Origin of the sequence: Proteus sp. NMG38-2, assembly GCF_020640995.1 — a bacterium.
GTDB lineage: Bacteria > Pseudomonadota > Gammaproteobacteria > Enterobacterales > Enterobacteriaceae > Proteus.
Window position 1 is genome coordinate 13,158 of record NZ_CP085482.1, and the last position, 22,280, is coordinate 35,437.

A 22,280-nucleotide genomic window follows, 5' to 3' on the forward strand; every position below is an offset into this window, starting at 1 on the left:
ATTATTTCACGATACGTTTTTGCGCATCATTTAATGCATCAGTGACCGTTTGGCGCTCAGAAAGCGCATTCAGGGTTGCAGTACGAACGGCATACCAAAAAGCAGACATTTGAGGGATGTTAGGCATGATTTCACCATTGCGCGCATTTTGCATGGTAGCGGCAATACGTGAGTCTTGTTCCAGTTTCTCTTGGTAAGATTTTAAGGCGACAGCACCGAGTGGCTTATCTTTATTAACGCTTTCTAACCCTTCATCTGTTATTAGGTAATTTTCGAGGAACTCTTTGGCGAGCTCTTTATTTGGGCTGGCTGCGTTGATCCCAGCACTGAGAACACCGACGAAAGGTTTTGACGGCTGTCCGTGGAAGGTCGGTAAAACAGCGACGCCATAATTGATATTGCTTTTATCGATATTTCCCCAAGACCAAGGACCATTGATGGTCATCGCGGTATTGCCTTTATTGAAGGCCGCTTCTGAAATGGAGTAGTCAGTGTCTGGGCTGATATGTTTATTTTTTACCATATCAACGATAAATGAGAGCCCTGCAACCGACCCTGCATTATTAACCCCGATATCTTTAACATCGTATTTGCCATTGACGGACTTAAATGCGTATCCGCCATCAGCGGCAATGAGTGGCCATGTGAAGTAAGGTTCTTGTAAGTTGAACATGATGGCACTTTTGCCTTGTTCACGCAGTTGTTTATCCAGCGCTGGGATTTCTTCCCATGTTTTAGGCGGGTTAGGGACTAAGTCTTTATTGTAGATGAGCGATAAAGACTCAACGGCAATAGGATAGGCAATGAGTTTTCCGTCAAATACCGTTGCATCCCATGCAAAATCAAACACTTTGTCTTTAAATGTTTGGTCAGGGGTGATTTCAGCTAATAAACCCGATTGTGCATAACCGCCAAATCGGTCATGGGCCCAGAAGATAATATCCGGACCATCTCCTGTTGCTGCCACCATAGGGAATTTTTCTTCTAACTTGTCAGGGTGCTCGACACTGACTTTAATACCGGTACTTTCTTCAAATTGCTTACCAACTTCAGCTAAACCATTATAGCCTTTGTCACCATTGATCCAGATAACGAGTTTTCCCTCTTCCATTTTTGCTAATGCAGAGGTAGAGAATATTGCTGTAATTAATGTTGAAAGCACGAGTAGGCGAGTGCTAGTTTTTGTTTTCATGTTCCCGTCCTGTAGTTGTGATAGAGAGCAGTACTGTTTTAAGTTTGCGTTGTCAAAACGATATTCTCATCATCCCCCACTCTACGCCTCCACCTGTTGCATTGTGATCTAATTAACATAATTGCTATTTCTGCAATCAAGGTCACAACAATCAGGTGGAATATCATGGCCTAGCGCCCAAAAATCATCAATAGCTTACGTAATTTTCTCATGACGGTTCAATTTTATCCTTCTTTCTCCTCCCTCCATAAAAAAGTACGGACGGATGATTATTCATTTTCAACAATCCGTTATAGTCCCTGCCATTGAAATATACTTGTTTGCAAACAGTAAGATGTCATGAGGATTAGAAGTATGGCGAGTGTGCAGTTACAGAATGTGACTAAGGCGTGGGGGGATGTCGTGGTATTGAAAAATATCAATCTCGATATCCAAGAGGGTGAGTTTGTTGTTTTTGTTGGGCCATCAGGCTGCGGTAAATCGACGTTATTGCGGATGATCGCAGGCCTTGAAGATATCACTAGTGGTGATTTATTCATCGGCGAAACAAAAATGAATGAAATACCACCTGCAGAACGCGGTGTTGGAATGGTTTTTCAGTCTTATGCACTCTATCCGCACCTGAGCGTTGCCGAAAACATGTCGTTTGGTTTGAAATTATCCGGTGTTAGTAAAGCGATAAGAAACCAACGAGTCACACAAGTCGCCGAGGTTTTGCAACTGGCTCATTTACTTGAGCGACGGCCTAAAGCGCTATCCGGCGGGCAACGTCAGCGTGTCGCCATTGGGCGTACCTTGGTTGCGGAGCCAAACGTATTTTTATTGGATGAACCGTTATCTAACCTTGATGCGGCTTTGCGAGTGCAAATGCGTATTGAAATATCCAAGCTGCATAAACGGTTGAAACGCACAATGATATATGTGACTCATGACCAAGTAGAAGCGATGACTCTTGCCAATAAAATTGTGGTACTGGATGCCGGAAGAGTGGCGCAAGTGGGTAAGCCTCTGGAGCTTTACCATTATCCTGCTGACCGTTTTGTTGCAGGGTTTATTGGATCGCCAAAAATGAATTTTTTACCTGTAAAGGTAACTGCCACCGCAGTAGAACAAGTTCAAGTTGAATTACCCAATAACCAAAAGATTTGGCTACCTGTTGATAGCTCAAATGTTCAAGTCGGTAGCCGGATGTCTTTAGGGGTTCGCCCTGAACATCTTTTACCGAGCAACATTGCCAGCATTGTTTTAGAGGGGACTGTGCAAGTTGTTGAGCAGTTAGGTAATGAAACACAAATCTATATTCAGATCCCTGCTATCTCCCAAAACCTTGTATATCGGCAAAACGATATTGTGTTAGTTGAGGAGGGGGCCTCATTCGCCATTGGTCTGCCACCTGAACGCTGCCACCTATTTCGAGAGGATGGTACTGCGTGTCGTCGGTTGCATAAAGAACAGGGCGTTTAACACTATCCCTACATAATAAAAGCAACTCTAGGAGTATTAAAATGATAACTTTGCGTAAGCATTCGTTAACTATGGCTATTCTTGCAGCAACAGTTCCACTACAGGCATTCGCAGTTGATTTCCACGGTTATGCGCGTTCTGGTATTGGTTGGACGGGAAGCGGTGGAGAGCAAAAATGTTTTCAAGTCACAGGTGCACAAAGTAAATACCGTTTAGGTAATGAATGTGAAACTTACGCAGAGTTAAAATTAGGGCAAGAGGTATGGAAAGAAGGCGATAAGAGCTTTTATTTTGATACGAATGTCGCTTATTCCGTTTCGCAGCAGAATGACTGGGAAAGCACTAGCCCCGCTTTTCGTGAGGTTTTTGTGCAAGGGAATAACCTGATCGACAGTTTACCAGAAGCTGATATTTGGGCGGGTAAGCGTTTCTATAAACGTCACGATATTCATATGATTGACTTTTACTATTGGGATATTTCAGGTCCAGGCACAGGGATTGATAATATTGATTTAGGTTTCGGAAAACTGGCGTTAGCGGCGACTCGCGCTTCTGAAACGGGTGGTTCCTACAACTTCATTAGTAATCAGCAACGTAAGTATGCAGATCGTACTGCAAATGATACCTATGATGTCCGTCTATCAAACCTTGAAGTCAACCCAGGTGGTGTTCTAGAACTGGGAATCGACTATGGGCGTGCAAACCCTTCTGATGGTTACCATTTAGAAAATGATGCCTCAAAAAATGGTTGGATGTTCACTGCGGAACACACTCAAAGTGTTCTCAATGGCTTCAATAAATTTGTTGTTCAGTACGCAACGGATGCGATGACATCTCAAGGGAAAGGTGTGGCGCAAGGCTCAAGTATTAACAATGACGGTAAGCTATGGCGGTTTATTGATCACGGAGGTATTTCCCTCGGTGATAAATGGGACTTAATGTATGTCGGAATGTACCAAAAACTCGACTTGGATAATGGCAAAGGAACGGATTGGTGGACGGTCGGTGTCAGACCTATGTACAAGTGGACACCAATAATGAGCACATTATTTGAAGTTGGGTACGATAACGTGAAATCCCAAGAGGTTGGCTCACATAATAGCCAATATAAAATGACGTTAGCCCAGCAATGGCAAGCCGGAGATAGTATTTGGTCTCGTCCCGCCATTCGTTTCTATGTAAGTTATGCAAAATGGGATGAAAACTGGGGCTATGCGAAAAATAGCAGCGGCGATATTACCAATAATGCATTCCGAGATAATAGCGGTAAAGGCACGTTAACCAATAGTCGTGGTGATAATGACGAATTCACTTATGGCGCTCAAATGGAAATTTGGTGGTAATTACAAAGGGAAGGTAGCGATATCTTCCCATTTATTATCAATGCGATGATAGGTGAAAAATATAATGAAAAAGAAACTTTTAGCGCTGTGTTTAAGTATGGGGTTGCTGGCGGGGGTACCTGCTATCAGTTTCGCAGAAGTGAATATCGTGCCGCAAGATTTATCAGCAGCACCCAATATAGCGACAACTGCATTACAGCAACTATCATGGATACCAGTTAATCCAGCTGAAAAATCAATTATTGATTTAGCTCAACAAGGGCAATCCCTTAATTTCGCCAATATTAGTGGCCCTGTTGCTGCTTATAGTGTTCCTGCCAATATGGGTGAGTTAACCATAAACTTGAATAGCGAAATAAACCGCCATCAAGTGTATTCGCCTAATGTGTTGGTTTTTGACCAAAATATGACGCCTTTTGCTTATTTCCCTAGCCAATATTTTACTTATCAAGAGGCCAGTGTCATGGAAGGTGATAGCCTGAGTGGCACAATTAAACTGACTCCTGCATTAGGCCAAAAACAGCTTTATTTACTGGTGTTTACCACACCGGATGATTTAAAGAACACGACAACTCAAATTGACCCAGCAAAAGCTTACGCGAAGGGTGTCGGAAATGCGGTGCCTGATATTCCAGACCCCATCGCTAAGCACGTAACTCAAGGTAAGTTAAAGCTAAATGTCGCTTCAAATTCGAATTCAAGCGTGTTGATTGGTGCACTATTTGGTTCACCTAAAGTTGCCCCTGTCACTGTGGGGGATACTGCAAGTACATCGGTTGCAGTGGCTACTCCGCCAGTAAAACAAGCCGAAATTTTATCCGGTACAGAAGATTACTTTAATCAGGCTATTAAAAAATCGATTGATAACGGTGATATAGATAGTGCATTGAAATTGCTTGATGAAGCTGAACGTTTAGGATCCAAATCGGCACGTAAGACATTTATTGAAAATGTGAAAAAGCCATAAATTTAAATACCTCGTTGTTGTTCTATGTCCTCTAAGTGCGCGTAATGCGCACTTTTTTAATGATGCGTCGAGCGTGGTGCTGTCTGTTTGCTGTGCTGGCCGTTCCTGCATTAACATGAACCAACTTCGTATGTACGGGGGTGTTCCAGTCTCCTATTCGATTCTAGATTGATCAGAGTGAATACGTTGTAATCGAACTGAAGCTCGCTATAAGCTTATTTTTTATTGTACATTGCAAGTAAAATTTAACTTATGTGATGAAAGAATTATGGATAATTCAATAAATGCTAACCTTAAATATATAACGTTTACGAAAGGTACGAACACCGTTATAGTCAAAAACGGATTCTCATGGACGGCATTTTTCTTTGGTTTTTGGGTGTATCTGTATAGAAAAATGTGGGGGTCTTTTGCTCTGTGGTTAGTTGTTGGTCTTATATTTATAACGTTGTCGCTTGGTGCGAACGGTATTGCAGAAAGTACTGGTGACACTAGGCTAGCATCGGTGATCTTTTTAATTAGAATTTTATATTCTGTGTATCAAGGTGCCACAATCAACAAAAACTATATGTTTAGATTAAAAATGCAAGGGTACGTTTGATTGTGGTGTAATGTGCGGTTATCACGAACTGAGTATCTGATGATAGTGTACTTAGCCTGAACTATATCAGTCACAACACCATTCCTCTCAGTCTTAATAAATCCAATAAAAATGCTGACATGGCAAGCTAAATTGTTTAGTTAAAGTGCTTATCGAGTTATTCATTCTAATTTTTTCAAGGTTGCCTAGTGCGGCCTCTTTTATTAGTGGTGTGAGAGGATGACAGGAGTGTTCCTGTCTTCTACTCGATTTAAACCGCATTATAGCCCATGGTTTGCAGTAATTGGCGAGCGAGTGCCACTGCTTCTTGGCGATGAAGCACGCCCAGTTTTTGATACAGATTGCGAATATGTGTTTTTATTGTGGTCGAAGCCACGTTAAATTCATTGGCTATTTGCACATTGCTATAACCTGAGTAAATCAACCCAAGGACTTGCCATTCGCGTTGAGTTAGCGGGCTAATTCTTATTAACTCAGGAACTTGAGGATGGGTTAATAAGCGATTTACAAAGTTTTCATCAAAGTGAGCAAACTTGTGGCGATGATGTTGATTGATTTCACGTAAAATATGCTGTGCTCTGTGTCTTTCTAGTTCAGAAAGGACATTAAGCTGTAGCAACAAGCGCAATTGCTGCGCCATCGATTCACCTTCAATGACAAAATAGCTCAGAAAACCAGTACGACCCGCAAGATTAAGGGCTTCAATCAGTGTCGATTGGGCGGCATTTTTGTCATTTTTCTGCCAATAAAGTTGATTAAGCAGCAGTAAATTGCGATTTAAATCACTCACTAGCTCCAAATTGCGCGCATTAAGATTCAACTCTTCAAGGATTTCAAACGCGGAGTCATATTCACCAAGTAGAATTTGGGCACGGGCAATATTACGCCATTGACGTTGTAAAAAATGATTACTTGCCAAAGCGGGTTTTAATGTTTGTTGTAACCAGCTTTCAGCGGCAGTTTTATCATTGATTAACTGCCAATAAATGACTCTCGCTTCATCAGCATTTGAGACCCAGTCATCATGATAGATCCCATTGCTGAGTAAATTTTCGATTAAATGCAAATGACTGCGAGCGTTATCAATATCACCACGAACGAGCGCATTGAGTACAACTAAAACAACACATTGCAGCTGTTGTTGAGGTTGGTAATTTGACAGTACTTTCATGCCTAAACGTGCTGCACTTTCCGATTCTTCGAGTCTTCCCCAAGCCCACATTAATTGTGAGCGAATACGTAAGAGAAATTCATGCATAGGCAATTGTTCTAGATGTTGTTCATGAATTAACTCAGACGCTTTTTCTTGAATATCATAGGCTGATTGCAGAAACCCACGCGCGAATAAAATCTCACTTTGTTGCAGCATGCTCCATAGAACATAGTGCCAAGTTGAATGGCGATGGGCCATGGCTTCGATTTCTTGCATCATGCTAAGGGAACGCTGTAAATTCCCCGTGCAATGATGAACTTCACCGAGTACAGATGTTGCAATGATATGCCCATAATAGTTGGTTTCAGGAAGCAAATTGAGCGCGGAGTGTGCCAGTTTCTCTGCTTCATTTGGGTTACCCTTATTGATAGCAACTTGGGCGCGTAGCGCGTCAAATTCACCCCGTAGCGCATGGTCGAGTTCTTTGGTCATTTCTCGCTCGGCGCTATCCAATAAAGTATTCACTTCACCATAGCGATGCTGGCTTTGCATTAACCAAGCTTGTAATAAAATAAGCTTAGGATTATCCAATAGCATTTCCCACGGTATAGCCTGTAATGAGCTTTCGAGTAATGATAATTCACTTTGATGGAATAGCTCCCATGCATGCTGTAGTAGGATGTCCCGTAACATTAATGGATTTTCAGCGGCGAGAGCGTGGTGGATAGCTTCGCTCGGGAAACCCAGTGCCATCCAGCCTTCTGCGGCAGCGTGATGCAGTTGAGGAAGTTCGCTGGCGAGTTCCCATTGGCAACGCTGCCTCAAGAAACTACTAAATAAGGGATGGTAATTAAACCAATCACCGTAGCTATCCATTCGTTGTAAAAATAGCCCTTGGCGTTCGATATCTTCCAATTGCATTTGGCCATTTTCCGTACCAGAAATACGCGCAATTAATGCATCATTCATTGAGCGCAATAATGAACTGGTCAGAAGTAAACGGCGCATTTCCCCATTTACATTGTCGAGAACCTCATCCACTAAATATTCATTTAGGTGACTGGAATTAATCCCTGATAATCGACGTGCGGAGTGTTTTGCTGCATGGGAGTCTTGCTTAGCTGATAGGGCGATTAACTGCAATGCCGTAACCCAACCCGCAACATCATCACATAACCGTTGGCATTCGCTTGTTTCCAGTGGGATTTCAAGGCGATTATCAAAAAATTGTTTGGCTTCTGGATGGGTGAAGGCTAAATGCTGACTGTCGATTTCAAGAAGCTGCTCTTGCACTCGTAAATTAGCAACACCTAACTGAGGGACATTGCGGGAGGAGATAACAAGTGTCAGGTTATCAGGTTGGTGTTTCAAAAAAAAACGCATAGCATCATGAATGGCTGGGTTATTGATCAGATGATAGTCATCAATGATTAGCCAAATGGGGTGCTGCCATTGTGTTAATTCGATAAAAAGCAATGAAAACAATGAGTTTAAATTAGCGTATTGGCGTTTTTGTGCCATTGATTCGCTATTTGGGCAACAACCTTGGGTGGCTTGTTGGATTGCCGCAATTAAATAATGGGCAAAACGTTCCGATTGGTTGTCTCCATCATCGAGTGTGTACCAACCGATATGTTGTTTCTCGGTTGCCCAATGGGAAAGTAACGTCGTTTTTCCGTACCCCGCAGGGCTAGTGACTAAAATAAGGCGGTAATGTGTTGTTGACCCTAATAAAGTTAAAAGTCGCTCGCGCACCACCGTATTTTGATGGCGGACAGGACGGCTTAACTTAGACGGAATTAACATACTCAGTGGGGTAACCATACGGAAGAAGTACTCGCTCGTGATATATCAAAGTTCTTTATATAACTTCTATCAGATTCTAGATTTATGCAAGCATGTTAGATCATTGATCATGACAAAGGTGCGCAGTATCACAATTTACTCTGATTTCGTTAGAACGCATTTTTAGCGTGAGGCAATAGAACAATATCGAAAAGCTTTTATGGGGGGATGAGGCGATCAAGAATATTGAGATAACGGTTAGATGGGATAGGAGGAATGATAAAGATTTAAATTAACTTTTTGATTTTAATTTATTTTTTGTTTTATTTTTCTCCTCCTCCTACCTACTCCCGATAGAATTTTGTCTGGGATGAGGAAGGGGGTTAAAGCGCTCTGCATACTAGGCCAATACATTCTTACTAATAATGAGGTCTGGTTATTTATGTCGCATCTTACCTTCAACAAAACACAATTTCAGGCAGCACTAAAACGTCAATGGCAATTTTTAGGGCTGGAGTCAGAACAGGAAATGACTTCCCACCAATGGTGGCAGGCAATTAGTCATGCTGTTGCTGAGTTATTGGCAGCGAATCCTAAAAAATCCACATCCTCCACACTTCGTCATGTGAATTATATTTCAATGGAGTTTCTGATTGGGCGCTTAACAGGAAATAACTTGTTAAACCTAGGTTGGTACCAGGAAATTGCAGATATATTAAAAGAATACCATATTGAGTTAAGTGATTTACTTGAAGAAGAAGTTGATCCGGCATTAGGGAATGGCGGATTAGGGCGGCTTGCAGCTTGCTTCTTAGACTCAATGGTCACTGTTGGTCAACCTGCGATTGGTTACGGCTTGAATTATCAATATGGCTTGTTTAAACAGTCATTTGTGGATGGTAAGCAAGTGGAAGCCCCTGATAATTGGCAGCGTGATAGCTATCCATGGTTTAGACATAATGCTGAGTTAAATGTACAAGTAGGTATTGGTGGCAACGTCACACAAGATGGTCATGTTTCACGTTGGGAACCTGCTTTTATCATACAGGGTGAAGCGTGGGATTTACCGGTTGTCGGTTATTTGAATAATGAAACGCAGCCTTTACGTTTATGGCAAGCGTCACATGCTCAACCATTTAATTTCGAATTATTCAATGAAGGACACTTTTTAGAGGCAGAAAAAACAGGGGTAGACGCGCAGAAACTGACCCAAGTTTTATACCCAAATGACAATCACTTAGCAGGAAAACAATTACGTTTAATGCAGCAATATTTTCAATGTGCTTGCTCTGTTGCGGATATTTTACGCCGTCACCATCGTGAAGGCAGAGCGATAGCGTCATTACCTGAATACGAAGTGATTCAATTGAATGATACGCACCCAACGATTGCTATTCCTGAAATGATGCGTGTATTGCTGGATGAACACCTGCTCGATTGGGATACCGCATGGAAAATCACGAGCCAAACATTTGCTTATACTAATCACACTCTGTTGCAAGAAGGGCTTGAGTGCTGGGATGAAAGCATTATGCAGCCGTTGTTACCTCGTCATATGCAGATCATTCATGAAATTAATCAGCGGTTTAAAAAATTGGTCGAACAAAAATGGCCAACTGACCAGACGGTTTGGCCTAAAGTTGCTGTGGTTTATGAAGGGCAGGTACGCATGGCAAACTTGTGCGTCGTATCTTGCTTCGCGATTAATGGTGTTGCCGCGTTGCACTCTAAGTTAATCACGACAGATTTATTCCCTGAATATAATCAGTTATGGCCTGAGAAATTTCTGAACATCACCAATGGCGTCACACCACGTCGTTGGATTAAACAGTGTAACCCTGAGTTAGCAGCGTTAATTGATGAGACGGTTAAGCATGAATGGGCTAATGACCTTGAAGCGATCAACGTCTTGGAAGAACATGTTGACGACCGCCAATTCCAGCAAAAATACCGTGCAATTAAGCAACGTAATAAGCAACGATTAGCAGAGTTTGTCAAAGCGCGTACAGGTATCGTGATCAATCCGCAAGCCATGTTTGATATTCAAATCAAGCGGTTGCATGAGTATAAGCGTCAGCACCTTAATTTATTACATATACTTGCTCTGTATAAAGATATTCGTGAGAACCCAACAACACCACGCGTACCTCGCGTATTCTTGTTTGGCGCTAAAGCGGCACCTGGCTATTATTTGGCTAAGAATATTATTTATGCCATCAATAAAGTTGCTGAAGCGATAAACAATGACCCAATTGTGGGGGATCAACTTAAAGTCGTCTTTTTACCTGATTACTGTGTTTCTGTTGCCGAAAAACTTATCCCAGCAGCGGATATTTCTGAACAAATCTCAACGGCGGGCAAAGAAGCTTCAGGAACGGGTAATATGAAGTTAGCGTTAAATGGGGCATTGACGATGGGAACACTGGATGGTGCAACGGTGGAAATTGCAGAACAAGTGGGCGCAGAAAATATATTTATTTTTGGACTGACTGTTGATGAAGTTAAGCAACTGAAAGCGAACGGGTATGACCCACTCACATGGCGTAAAAATAATCCTGTACTGGATGCGGTTCTCACTGAATTAGAAGATGGCACCTACAGTGACGGTGATACGCAAGCCTTTGCACAGTTGGTACAGAGTCTGGGCAAAGAAGGCGGAGACCCTTATTTATTGATGGCTGATTTTGCGAGCTACGTTGATGCACAACAAAAAGCGGCAACGTTATATCAAGATCAAGATGCATGGACACGAACAGCCATCTTAAATACAGCACGCTGCGGCATGTTCAGTTCAGACCGTACCATTGCTGATTATCAAGCGCGTATTTGGCAAGCAAAGCGTGAGGCATAGGAGAGAATATGCAGTGTGAAAGAAAGAATGTTGAAAGGCTCTCGCCAGACATCGCTGCAAACTATATTAATGCCTATGGTCAGTTGCAGGATATTGAATTAGATATCCAGCAAAAGTTGTTTGATGCTATGGGGGGGGAGGCCCCCCATTTAAAACAACAAAGTCTGCCTTTGCCAACCGTAAAAGTCATTCGTGAGAATGATGAAATCAGTATCGCCATTCAAGGGAGTGGCGAGTTTCAATGGGTGTTTGAAACGGAAAATCAGCAATGCCAACACCAAGGAAATGTGTTGGCTGGGCATCCGCTAGTGTTGCCTGCAAATCTTACTGTGGGTTACCACAGTTTGCTCCTTAAGCAGCAAGAAAAGCAATGGCATTGTACGGTGATTGTGGCACCAAAGCGTTGTTATATACCGGCTGAAATTGAGAAGGGCAAAAAGCTGTGGGGCGCGAATATTCAGCTCTATACATTACGATCAAACCGTAATTGGGGGATTGGTGACTTTGGTGATCTTCAGCATTTAGTCGGGGAAATAGCGACTCGAGGCGGTAGCTTTGTGGGCTTAAACCCCATTCACTCATTATTTCCAGCAAACCCAGAAAGTGCCAGCCCATACAGCCCATCTTCACGTAGTTGGCTCAATATTATCTATATTGATGTGGATTCGGTTGCTGACTTTCAATTAAGTGAGCAAGGAAAGCGCTGGTGGGATTTAGCGGAAACGCAGGCTCGTTTACACTCCGCTAGAACGAGTGATCTTGTTGACTATTCGACGGTTACTGAATTAAAACTAACGGCATTAACCTTTGCTTGGCAACAATTTTCATTACGAGAGAAAGCAGACTCATTACGTTTAGCTTTTGAACAGTTTGTCGATGAACGTGGTGAGAGTTTATATTGGCAAGCCGCCTTTGATGCACTACATGCGACCTTGATGGCGCAAAACGAAGCTTATTGGGGATGGCCTGTTTGGCCTGAGGAGTATCGCCATGCAGACTCTCCATCAGTAAAACAATTTTGCACAGAACATCAAGATGAAATCGCATTTTGGTCGTGGTTGCAATGGTTGGCATGGCAGCAATTTTCTGACTGTTGGCAACGTTGCCGTGATGCCAATATGCCAATAGGTTTATACCGAGATTTAGCCGTTGGTGTTACCCAAGGAGGGGCTGAGACGTGGTTCGACAGCAAGTTATATTGTACTCAAGCCTCTACTGGTGCTCCGCCTGATATCTTAGGGCCGCTAGGGCAAAATTGGGGAGTGGCGCCTTTTAACCCATACACCTTAGTAGAACGTGCTTATGCGCCTTTTATCGACTTAATACGTGCAAATATGGAAAATTGCGGGGCATTGCGTATTGATCATGTGATGTCATTATTACGTCTTTGGTGGGTGCCCGAAGGAGAAAGCGCAGCGCGTGGCGCCTATGTGCGTTATCCCGTGGATGATCTTCTGGCTATCTTGGCATTAGAAAGTCAGCGTATGAAGTGCATGGTTATTGGCGAAGATCTTGGTATCGTCCCTGAGGAAATCGTCAGTAAACTGCATGACTATGGTGTGTTTTCATACAAAGTGTTGTGGTTTGAGCATGACGACCAACGTCAAGCCCGACCTCCTGAAATGTGGGCGGAGCAAGCGATGGCTGTCATATCGACACATGATATGGCAACACTAAAAGGATATTGGGAAGGGCATGACTTTGTATTGGGTGAGCAATTAGGTCTTTATCCCGATGCCAACATGTTAGCTCACCTAAGACAGGATCGCGAGGCGGTAAAACAGGGCTTGTTAACCGCGTTAAGGTCGAGAAACACGGATAATCCACTTGCGAACGGGCATTTATCGGCAGATGAAGTATCACAAGATCTTGTCGAGCAATTACATCGTTTTGTCGCGGGCTCAAGCAGTGCATTATTGGGGTTACAACCGGAAGATTGGTTAGGAATAAAGGAGCCCGTAAATATCCCCGGAACCAGTTATGAATACCCTAACTGGCGCCGTAAGCTCACGAATACTTTAGAAGAGATGTTTGCCAGTCAGCACGTTAATCGCTTAATCGAAGAGGTGGATAAACAACGTAACCCTTTGAGTTAACTTTTATTTTTTTTTGGTGGATATGTCCTGTTGTTGGGGCATATCCATTCAAAACGCGACATTTCTTATTTTTTGCCCGCGACGAGTATAACGCAATCACCGAGATAGCAAAGGTGCAACATTTTACCCATTGTTAAGAATGTGCTAGCGGTGTGCGCTAATAATTAAAAAAGGTGAATAGCGATTAAAAATTTCAGCTTCTGGTTTTGCCAATAGGGCTTCATTAATGACTTTGGGCTCTTTAAGTGCATCGATAACAAATCCTGCGTTGAGTAACCCCATAATATAACTTTCGACAGTTCGGTGATATTTAATGACGTTATCAACAAACCATGAGGTATGACGTATAGATTCATCCTGATAATTATCGACAGGCATACAGATAAACTCACCAGACTCATTTTTCATAAATGAAGATGCATGAGCCGTACACATTGGATGTTCAACCGAAAATATAAATTTCCCGCCCTCTTTGAGGTGAGAATAGACCTCGCTTGCAAGCTGATTAAAGTTTTCGATATAGTGGATTGCAAGAGAGGAAATAATAAAGTCAAAATGTTCAACGAATGTCATAGGATCAGTCATTGACGCATGAATATACTCAATATCATCAGTATGGGTCAGCTTTTTGGCTTGTTCTATCATGTTACTTGAAAGCTCAATACCGTAAACTTTTTTCGCCCCTTTACTGTGCGCATACCGTGCAAAATCACCAAAGCCAGATCCCAAGTCGAGAACGATTTTACCTTTTAAATCAGGTAATAGCGCCCTTAGTGCCGGCTCTTCCATGATGCCATTAAGACCTGTATCATTGACTCTTAATGCTTGATAATTTTTAAAGAAAATGGGGTCATCATAAATATTTTGTTCTTTCATGGGGAGTCTCTGCATCGTTATCAATTATCTTCAATCTATTACCACTGATCACCACTGCGAAAGTCACAATAGAGTGGTTGGGAAAAATCAATTGTTTTATCTTTTGTCCATCCAAAAACACCGCCTTCTTCATCAATGGAATGAATGTAAGAGCCTTGTTTGAGCTCATAGAGCTTCCCTTCCCAAACATGCCATCCAACCGATTGATATAAATGGCGGCCTTCTTCAGAAGCAGATAACAGCCCGAGTTGATAACAATTAGCGATTATCTCATTAGTTTCTAACATGAGTTGTCGACCAATACCTTGGCGGCGGTAGTTATCTAAGACCGCCATAGCTTCGACATAGCCTACTGTGACGGGCTGATGACCTAATGCCATATTGCGCTGAACAATGGAAACGTGGCCAACAATATGTTGTTGGTCATAAGCTAAAATATGCATGCCACCTAAAGCGTGCTGAAAGTCATCTCGAGAAAAATCACTGTCAAAGCTTTGGTATAACAAAGTGTAGATAGTCTCTTTTTGGTCATTCGATAACTGCGATGTATGGCGACCGAAATATTGGATAGTCATAGCGTCTCTTAAAACGTTAGAAATAAAAGTAAATAGAATCAACGGTTTTTCTGGGCGACCCAAATATGCCAATAATCTTGTTCAATAATTGGGGATAAATGGGATAGATGATGACGTAATGTATTCACTAAAAAGGTAATTTGATTATCATCTAACTCATGCAAAATGGAACGCCCTGTACGCGCGCTAATATCTTGTTCTAGTGAAGAAAAATTATCATAAATACGTCGAGTCTCACAAAAAACCTGAGAGGAAACAAGTTTGAAGCCATTTTGCTGTAATTCAGTTTCGACTTGTTTCTGAGTGGGTCTGCGTTTAGCTTCAACGTCAATCAGTTTGGGAAAGCATTCAAAGAAGAAACCACGTAAGTGTTGTTCTCCACCCGGGAGGGTAACATTCTCCATGGTTCTATCTTGAATAATAAAGTAGCCTTTATCGGAGAGAACTCGATGAATTTCTTGAAAATTATTATTGTAATCTACTAAATGATGGATCAACGCCCGTTCAAAAACTAAATCAATACTTGAAGAGGCTAAACCTGTTTTTTCAGCATTACCTTGTTGGAACGTGGTTTGTGGATAATCTATCGATTTTTCTCTAGCGGTTTTAACCATATGTTCAGAAAAATCAATACCAATGACATTTTTTGCGCCTAATTCAGCCCACGCTCGGCTGTATATTCCACCACCACAGCCAATATCTGCAACGATTTTATTCTTTATATCCACTTGTTTCTCAATGAAATCCATCCATTCTTTAGCTACTGAACGAGTAGCGTAAGTCGATTTGTTTTTTTCATCATGAAAATCTATAGGCATAGAAAAAATCTCACTTTTAATGATAAGTCCAAACGCAGGGGGCTTCGTTACGTTAAATTCATTTTCCAAGTTTATGAGTGCGAATTGTATTACATATAACGGGTATCTATGATGTCTAGAGTGCTTATTGATAACTTAAATTTGAAAAATATGGGGCTGTAAAATTGAATGTTTTTTGTTTTTTTATCGGTAACTCATCACCTTTAAAAATCATTTAATCTTTAAAGTCGATGATTTTCAGCAATAAATTCTGAAATGACGTAGTGGAGATTTTATCTTATTGTGACTGGCATCTGTTCACAGGAGCTGGTGGGATGATGGAAAAAAATATCGCTGCTGCACATGATGCGGCCTTTAAAGGATTTATGGCGCAAATAGAAAATGCTCGGGATTTTTTTGAGATCCACCTGCCTGAGCATCTCCGCTCTTTATGCGATTTTGACACGTTGTCGCTGACTAATTCATCATTCATAGATAAACAATTACGTTCTCGTTTATCTGATGTGCTGTATTCCGTGCAAACAACACAAGGTCAAGGGTATATTTACTTATTAGTCGAGCACCAATCAACTCCTGATAAACTCATGGCTTGGCGCTTAATGCACTATGCTTTTTTAGCCATGAATCAACATATGCAGCAAGGGAATACTTCATTACCGACGGTGATCCCTGTCCTTTTTTATCATGGAGGGCGTTCACCGTATCCCTATACACAGCTGTGGACTGACTGTTTCCCGTTTCCTGATATTGCTAATGATTTATATACCCAGCCATTTCCATTAGTTGATGTCACGGTGATTGATGATGATGAACTGGTTAATCACCGAAAGGTTGCTGTGATGGAATTGGCAATGAAACATAAACATATCCGTGATGAGATCCAACGGGTACTCCCACTCTTGGCGCAGGCGATTAATAAGCACTATAATAGCAGCAATGATGTGATTACTATCCTCAATTATCTGTTTGCTACTTGGGATACGACTGACTTTGAACACGTTATTCAAGTGTTAGAGGAACAAACAGAACAACACAAGGAAACAGTCATGAATATAGCGCAACGCTTACATAATAAAGGTCGCCAAGAAGGGCTTCTTGAAGGCCGAGAAGAAGGCCGAGAAGAAGGTAGAGAAGAGGGGCTAAAAGAAGGTCGAGAAGAAGGTCGAGAAGAAGGTCGAAAAGAAGGCATACAAGACGCCAGAATTACCTTGGCACGTAACTTTCTTAGAAATGGCGTTAGCCTGGAAATTATTATGGAAAGTACAGGGTTAAGTCGTGAAGAATTAATTTCATTACAATAAATTTATCAGGATAGTTGATAGTTATCTTTCAACTATCCTGAATTTATTATGCATTTAACGTGGCTTACAAAAGTTAGAGGAACAAACAGAAAAACACAAGGAAACAGTCATGAATATAGCGCAACGCTTACATAATAAAGGTCGCCAAGAAGGGCTTCTTGAAGGCCGAGAAGAAGGTAGAGAAGAGGGGCTAAAAGAAGGTCGAAAAGAAGGTCGAGAAGAAGGTCGAAAAGAAGGCATACAAGACGCTAGAATTACCTTGGCACGTAACTTTCTTAGAAATGGCGTTAGCCTGGAAATTATTATGGAAAGTACAGGGTTAAGTCGTGAAGAATTAATTTCATTACAATAAATTTATCAGGATAGTTGATATTTACCTTTCAACTATCCTGAATTTATTATGTATTCAACGAGGTTTAACAAAATTAAGTGGGCACTGATCTAATTGAACTAACGCGTATAACAATTGGCTTAATGCACTATAGAAACCAAATTCATCATAGCGCATACACTGAGCGTTAAATTCAGGCAGCCACTGGAGTAGCATATCTAAGGTCTTTTGGCGTAATATTTCAATCTTTTCAAGGGATAAATGCAATTCGCCCGATGAAAAATGCAGATGACTCAATAGTTCAAGAATGATAGATAAATGGTCTATCGGTTCGTTAAATGCGTCATGACTTTGTAACCCAGCCTCCAGTAATAAGCATTTAACGTGTTCGTTTGCTTGCTTCATGTGGGGATAAACAGAAGCATAAGGTAAAGCGGACTGTTTATCTGACATTAAAAACAAACTACAAAAATCAGCAGCCAATTCAAGTTGTGCATCGTGTCTGACATGTAAAGTAGCTATCTTCGATTCTAATAATTGAACCTCAGTGCATAATGCGGCTTCACTTTTGAGGGTTGAAAACCAATCCGCCATTTCAGCGGATTGGATTTGAGCGAGTTTCTGCGTATCTAATTCATGAGAGAATAGTTGTGCTAGCCATGCATAAACACAGGCTATCTGTTCCGGCGTTAAGGCGGTTGACTTGGTCATCTATTTTACCTGCTGTGCGGGGACATATTCACATTGAGCTACCATTTCAATTGGCCCATTAAATGCATTGACGTTATCTATTTGCCCTGTATATTTTTCAATTTCAACTAAAGCAGTGTGAGCGCTGGTGGCTTGTGCCAACTGAGATGTACCAATATCTAGTGTTAATACATTTGGGTTACCGTATTTACATAGCGCATTGATTTCGCCACCTTTAGTGGGATCATACCAAGCCCCTTCATGAATACGTACTACACCGGGGGTATATAGGTCAGAAACCACCGCGCCAGCTAATACTTGTCCACGTTCATTGAATACTCTGACAATATCTCCGTTGTGAATACCTCTTGCTCTAGCATCTTGAGGGCTGATAAATACTGGTTCTTTTCCACTGACGGCATAATATTGACGTAATACGGGCGACTCACATAGCTGGGAATGCAAACGAAAATCGGGGTGGGCTGATTGCAAGTGCAATGGCCAGTGTTTCGAGCCCGGCCCTCCGTGGGAACGTTCGGCTTTTTCGAACCACATAGGAATACTCGCAGATAGCCTGATGCATATGCTCATAGAGCTCAATTTTTTTTCCAAATGAACGTGAACAAATGATTTGCTCTTTAGTTTTTGCTACTTCTTCAAGCTCGATGCAAGATTCACCGTTCAGCTCTCTCACAGTGCGTTCTACAACCACACCGAATGTTTTACGGATCATGGTTGTTTCAGCCCTAGCCAAATCAAGCGCTGTAACTATTCCCATAGCATTTAGCCGGTTACTTATTTCTCTACCCACACCCCATACTTCATTAACAGGCACAAGGGACATGAGCCTTTTCTGACGTGAAGTAGCACTCAAATCGACTACACCGCCTGTTTTGGTCCATGTTTTAGCAGCATGGTTTGCCAGTTTAGCCAGTGTTTTAGTTTGAGCAAAACCAACACCGACAGGTACATGAGCAATCTGCAAAATTCGTTGTTGTATCTTGCGACCGTAATCTTCTAACGGGAAATTTCTAAGCATACCGGTCATATCAAGGAATTGTTCGTCAATACTATATGTTTCTACTCGTGGGGCAAAACCTGATAGTGTGTCCATTACGCGGTTGCTGATGTCAGCATAAAGCGCGTACAGTTGGCTAAGAATTCCTGTCAAAGATAGATAAGTAAGCGATTAACCATTACCTTTCATAGGTTGATAGTATCTAATATTAAAAAAATCACCGAGCTTAATCAGCTGTCTATTTTTAATAGTAAGTATTCATCAACATGTCTAATTTTTACCAATTGGATTACTAAGATGTACTAAGTTTAGTACCGAGGGATCGAATGTACAATCTTCACTCAGCACCAACACAATTCACTTTGTCGGGTGGACGACATTTGTTATTAAAAGCCGTCTTCTTGAGAACCCTGCGTGCAACTTTCACTGTACTAGACTCAAACATTTGATACCCAGTAACTTATAGAGCAGCCATTACAGGATCATTCCAAGAGTTGCGAGTTAGCCTTTTCGTTTTAACCAAGTACTCTTGATATTGAGGGGCAAATAGTGTCACTGCACTTCGGATTTTTACATGTTGTTCATTGATACTTGAGTCATCAATAAACGCACAGAAACTTCTGTGGAAAGATTTTCTGAACCAGAATTAAGGAGGGATAAGGTATATCACACTTAATTTGACAAAAAAGACCAGCACTCAATTGTGCTGGACTAATAGTACAACCAATAAAATTTCTTAGCGAAGAATTACCATTGGTAGTTGAGTACTTTCCATCATTTTAAGTGTATTACTGCCAAGGAAAACCTGTGCCAGCTTAGAGCGTGAAAATGCGCCCATCACAAGCATTTCAACATCATGACTCGATTTATATTCCATCAATGAATTAAATACATTGCCTTCCAATAAACTCGAACATACTTCAAATCCATTCTCTTTCAGCATAGCTTCGGTTTGCTGAAACTTTTCTTGTTGTTTAGGTTGATTGTTTTTCACACTGACAAGATGACATGTCAAACCATGAAGTAAGCCTCCTTCAATAATAGTTTTCACCGCTTTATCTGCGGTTTCACGCCCATCATAAGCCAACATAAAACTTTTAGGGGCTGCAAACTCTTTATTGGCAATAACAACAGGAGTATGAACTTGACGAATAATTTGCTCAATGTGAGAGCCCACCACATTGAAATTATCACCATGGCTTTCACCAGAGCGTCCAATCACAATTAAACGAGCCTCTTCTTCCAGATCATAAATGGCTTCAACGATACCGCTATGTCGTTGCATTTTTTCAATTGTGTGACAACCTTGTGCTTGCGCTAATTGAGAAGCATGTTCCAGCATCTCTTTACCTAACTCCAAGGCTAATTTGCTTTTTTGTTCATCTAAACTGGCCATTTCAGTTAATAAAGATGAACGAGCGCCTAAGCCAATAGCACCACTAAGATCTTCGGCTTGGGTTGATGGTGTTTTCTCAATTGCGTGTAACAACAACAATTTTTTATTCAATTTATTCGATGCCCAAATGCCAGCACGGCAAGTGGAATCAGCATAGATTGAGCCATCAATACAGGTAATTACGTTATTCATTACTTTCTCCTTAGTGGCCTGCCATGAGCTTTTCGACTTCTTTAGGATCATTATGCACACCAAACTTATCAACGATGGTTTCTGTTGCTTCACTCATCCCAATAATTTCAACATCTGTTCCTTCGCGTCGGAATTTAATCACCACCTTATCAAGTGATGATACTGAAGTAATATCCCAAAAGTGAGCATGAGTGAGATCAATCACAACTTTATTCACCACCTCTTTAAAATCAAATGATTCAATAAATTGCTCTGATGATGCAAAAAAGACTTGTCCCATAACTTGATAAGTTCGGCTTGCATCTACTGGTGACTCTGTTTTTACCACCATAAAACGACCAATTTTATTGGCAAAGAATAACGTCGCTAATAACACCCCGACAAAAACACCAATTGCTAAGTTATGCGTTGCCACAACCACAACAACGGTCGTTATCATCACAATATTTGTTGATAATGGGTGCTTTTTAAGATCTCTAATTGAACTCCAAGAAAAGGTACCAATTGCTACCATAATCATTACTGCAACTAACGCTGCCATCGGGATTTGCTTAAGCCATTCATCTAGAAAAACTACCATGATGATAAGATAAATACCGGAGCTTAAGGTGGATAATCGTCCACGTCCGCCAGATTTAATATTAATAATTGACTGGCCAATCATGGCACAACCAGCCATACCGCCCATTAAGCCTGCACCAATGTTAGCAATACCTTGTCCCTTACACTCTTGATTACGATTACTTTTGGTATCCGTAAGGTCATCCACAATCGTGGCGGTCATCATTGATTCCAACAGACCAACCATAGCGAGGCCCAATGAATAAGGTAAAATAATGAATAAAGTTTCAAGATTAAGTGGAACTTCTGGCCATAAGAAAATAGGCAGCGTATCGGGAAGTTGCCCCATATCACCAACAGTTCGTATATCCATTCCAGAGACGCTTGCTACAATTGTCAAAACGATGATGCAAATCAAAGGAGATGGGATCGCTTTACCGATAGCAGGAACATATGGGAATAAATAAACAATTCCTAACCCTGCTGCTGTCATCGCGTAAACATGCCAAGTTACATTGGTTAACTCGGGCAATTGAGCCATAAAGATAAGAATTGCTAATGCATTAACAAACCCCGTCACGACAGAGCGTGATACAAAACGCATTAAGCTGCCGAGTTTTAAATATCCGGCTATGATTTGGAATACCCCTGTTAACATAGTTGCCGCTAACAAATACTCTAAACCGTGGTCTTTAACCAAAGTGACCATAAGTAACGCCATCGCACCCGTTGCAGCCGAAATCATTCCGGGGCGGCCACCCACAATAGAGATAATGAAAGTGATACAAAAAGAAGCGTAAAGACCAACTTTAGGGTCAACACCTGCAATAATAGAAAAAGCAATAGCTTCTGGGATCAGAGCTAAAGCCACAACAATACCCGCGAGCAAATCGCCACGAACATTCGAAAACCATTCAAGTTTTATTTTTTCTAACATGAAAATCCTATCATAAAAGAAAGCGACATCGATGCACACAAGATCCTATAGGCAGATTTAGCCTAAGATAATTTAGTGAACGCACTATGCTGCTTTGAAATTGTATTTAATGAAATTAATAGAATAAATGGTA

Annotated in this window: 16 protein-coding genes and 2 pseudogenes; 8 read left to right on the plus strand and 10 right to left on the minus strand. The window is 41.4% G+C overall.

The genetic code is table 11. The features are described 5' to 3' along the window. Position 1: 1 nt before the first annotated feature. Positions 2-1,192 (minus strand): maltose/maltodextrin ABC transporter substrate-binding protein MalE, encoded by a 1,191-nt coding sequence (gene malE, locus LG402_RS20710; RefSeq protein WP_094963196.1) that lies wholly within the window; start codon positions 1,190-1,192, stop codon positions 2-4. A gap of 354 nt (positions 1,193-1,546) precedes the next feature. Here malE and malK point away from each other — a divergent pair, with 354 nt between their 5' ends. The 4 genes from malK (at position 1,547) to LG402_RS20730 (ending at position 5,567) form a co-directional block, all read left to right on the plus strand. Further along, a complete protein-coding gene (gene malK / locus LG402_RS20715) occupies positions 1,547-2,656 on the plus strand; it encodes a maltose/maltodextrin ABC transporter ATP-binding protein MalK (RefSeq protein WP_094963195.1) in 1,110 nt (369 codons plus the stop codon). Between the two features lie 41 nt (positions 2,657-2,697). Then, positions 2,698-3,999, plus strand: a complete 1,302-nt coding sequence (locus tag LG402_RS20720; protein ID WP_094963194.1) for a maltoporin — start codon at positions 2,698-2,700, stop codon at positions 3,997-3,999. 64 nt (positions 4,000-4,063) lie between these two features. Further along, entirely contained in the window at positions 4,064-4,966 is a 903-nt protein-coding gene (gene malM, locus LG402_RS20725) for a maltose operon protein MalM (RefSeq protein ID WP_094963193.1), read from the plus strand. A 268-nt stretch (positions 4,967-5,234) separates the two neighbouring features. Next, positions 5,235-5,567, plus strand: coding sequence for a DUF2628 domain-containing protein (locus LG402_RS20730; protein WP_094963192.1), 333 nt, complete (start codon positions 5,235-5,237; stop codon positions 5,565-5,567). 250 nt (positions 5,568-5,817) lie between these two features. Here the strand turns inward: LG402_RS20730 and malT are convergent, their stop codons facing one another. Beyond that, positions 5,818-8,526, minus strand: a complete 2,709-nt coding sequence (gene malT, locus LG402_RS20735; RefSeq protein WP_094963191.1) for an HTH-type transcriptional regulator MalT — start codon at positions 8,524-8,526, stop codon at positions 5,818-5,820. A 421-nt stretch (positions 8,527-8,947) separates the two neighbouring features. Here malT and malP point away from each other — a divergent pair, with 421 nt between their 5' ends. Both malP and malQ read left to right on the plus strand, forming a co-directional pair. Beyond that, a complete protein-coding gene (gene malP / locus LG402_RS20740) occupies positions 8,948-11,356 on the plus strand; it encodes a maltodextrin phosphorylase (protein ID WP_094963190.1) in 2,409 nt (802 codons plus the stop codon). Positions 11,357-11,364: 8 nt separating this feature from the next. Beyond that, on the plus strand, positions 11,365-13,452 hold the full coding sequence (malQ, locus tag LG402_RS20745) for a 4-alpha-glucanotransferase (RefSeq protein WP_094963189.1): 2,088 nt from the start codon (positions 11,365-11,367) through the stop codon (positions 13,450-13,452). Positions 13,453-13,596: 144 nt separating this feature from the next. Here malQ and LG402_RS20750 read toward each other — a convergent pair whose 3' ends face one another. The 3 genes from LG402_RS20750 to LG402_RS20760 are packed head-to-tail and all read right to left on the minus strand — an operon-like array spanning position 13,597 to position 15,721. Next, the gene (locus LG402_RS20750) at positions 13,597-14,328 is read right to left on the minus strand and encodes a class I SAM-dependent methyltransferase (protein ID WP_172412311.1); all 732 of its coding nucleotides are present in this window, start codon (positions 14,326-14,328) and stop codon (positions 13,597-13,599) included. 38 nt (positions 14,329-14,366) lie between these two features. Further along, positions 14,367-14,903, minus strand: a complete 537-nt coding sequence (locus LG402_RS20755) for a GNAT family N-acetyltransferase (RefSeq protein WP_094963187.1) — start codon at positions 14,901-14,903, stop codon at positions 14,367-14,369. Positions 14,904-14,941: 38 nt separating this feature from the next. Beyond that, on the minus strand, positions 14,942-15,721 hold the full coding sequence (locus LG402_RS20760; RefSeq protein ID WP_094963186.1) for a class I SAM-dependent methyltransferase: 780 nt from the start codon (positions 15,719-15,721) through the stop codon (positions 14,942-14,944). 314 nt (positions 15,722-16,035) lie between these two features. Between LG402_RS20760 and LG402_RS20765 the strand changes: the two genes are divergently transcribed. Both LG402_RS20765 and LG402_RS20770 read left to right on the plus strand, forming a co-directional pair. Beyond that, complete coding sequence (locus LG402_RS20765) at positions 16,036-17,022, plus strand: Rpn family recombination-promoting nuclease/putative transposase (protein WP_191901242.1); 987 nt, start codon at positions 16,036-16,038, stop codon at positions 17,020-17,022. A 109-nt stretch (positions 17,023-17,131) separates the two neighbouring features. Further along, positions 17,132-17,374, plus strand: a complete 243-nt coding sequence (locus LG402_RS20770; protein WP_166268366.1) for a hypothetical protein — start codon at positions 17,132-17,134, stop codon at positions 17,372-17,374. Between the two features lie 54 nt (positions 17,375-17,428). On the opposite strand, the gene torD is transcribed toward LG402_RS20770, so the two are convergent. The 5 genes and pseudogenes from torD to LG402_RS20795 all read right to left on the minus strand — a co-directional run bounded on the left by torD (position 17,429) and on the right by LG402_RS20795 (position 22,147). Further along, the gene (torD, locus tag LG402_RS20775) at positions 17,429-18,064 is read right to left on the minus strand and encodes a molecular chaperone TorD (protein ID WP_094963254.1); all 636 of its coding nucleotides are present in this window, start codon (positions 18,062-18,064) and stop codon (positions 17,429-17,431) included. Then, positions 18,065-18,601, minus strand: a pseudogene (locus LG402_RS20780) (molybdopterin dinucleotide binding domain-containing protein); the annotation flags it as partial. It lies immediately after the preceding gene. Beyond that, positions 18,600-19,205, minus strand: a pseudogene (locus tag LG402_RS20785) (DNA polymerase V subunit UmuC); the annotation flags it as partial. The pseudogenes LG402_RS20780 and LG402_RS20785, both read right to left, overlap by 2 nt. Positions 19,206-19,797: 592 nt before the next feature. Continuing rightward, positions 19,798-20,649, minus strand: coding sequence for a universal stress protein (locus LG402_RS20790; RefSeq protein WP_024008861.1), 852 nt, complete (start codon positions 20,647-20,649; stop codon positions 19,798-19,800). 10 nt (positions 20,650-20,659) lie between these two features. Beyond that, on the minus strand, positions 20,660-22,147 hold the full coding sequence (locus tag LG402_RS20795) for a SulP family inorganic anion transporter (RefSeq protein WP_024008860.1): 1,488 nt from the start codon (positions 22,145-22,147) through the stop codon (positions 20,660-20,662). Positions 22,148-22,280 lie beyond the last annotated feature (133 nt).

Coding starts and splice junctions, on each gene's coding strand:
- malQ (WP_094963189.1), top strand. CDS start 11,365: ATGCAGTGTGAAAGAAAGAATGTTGAAAGGCTCTCGCCAGACATCGCT.
- torD (WP_094963254.1), bottom strand. CDS start 18,064: ATGACCAAGTCAACCGCCTTAACGCCGGAACAGATAGCCTGTGTTTAT.
- LG402_RS20750 (WP_172412311.1), bottom strand. CDS start 14,328: ATGAAAGAACAAAATATTTATGATGACCCCATTTTCTTTAAAAATTAT.
- LG402_RS20720 (WP_094963194.1), top strand. CDS start 2,698: ATGATAACTTTGCGTAAGCATTCGTTAACTATGGCTATTCTTGCAGCA.
- LG402_RS20760 (WP_094963186.1), bottom strand. CDS start 15,721: ATGCCTATAGATTTTCATGATGAAAAAAACAAATCGACTTACGCTACT.
- LG402_RS20795 (WP_024008860.1), bottom strand. CDS start 22,147: ATGTTAGAAAAAATAAAACTTGAATGGTTTTCGAATGTTCGTGGCGAT.
- malT (WP_094963191.1), bottom strand. CDS start 8,526: ATGTTAATTCCGTCTAAGTTAAGCCGTCCTGTCCGCCATCAAAATACG.
- LG402_RS20730 (WP_094963192.1), top strand. CDS start 5,235: ATGGATAATTCAATAAATGCTAACCTTAAATATATAACGTTTACGAAA.
- malK (WP_094963195.1), top strand. CDS start 1,547: ATGGCGAGTGTGCAGTTACAGAATGTGACTAAGGCGTGGGGGGATGTC.
- LG402_RS20770 (WP_166268366.1), top strand. CDS start 17,132: ATGAATATAGCGCAACGCTTACATAATAAAGGTCGCCAAGAAGGGCTT.
- LG402_RS20765 (WP_191901242.1), top strand. CDS start 16,036: ATGATGGAAAAAAATATCGCTGCTGCACATGATGCGGCCTTTAAAGGA.
- malE (WP_094963196.1), bottom strand. CDS start 1,192: ATGAAAACAAAAACTAGCACTCGCCTACTCGTGCTTTCAACATTAATT.
- LG402_RS20755 (WP_094963187.1), bottom strand. CDS start 14,903: ATGACTATCCAATATTTCGGTCGCCATACATCGCAGTTATCGAATGAC.
- LG402_RS20790 (WP_024008861.1), bottom strand. CDS start 20,649: ATGAATAACGTAATTACCTGTATTGATGGCTCAATCTATGCTGATTCC.
- malM (WP_094963193.1), top strand. CDS start 4,064: ATGAAAAAGAAACTTTTAGCGCTGTGTTTAAGTATGGGGTTGCTGGCG.
- malP (WP_094963190.1), top strand. CDS start 8,948: ATGTCGCATCTTACCTTCAACAAAACACAATTTCAGGCAGCACTAAAA.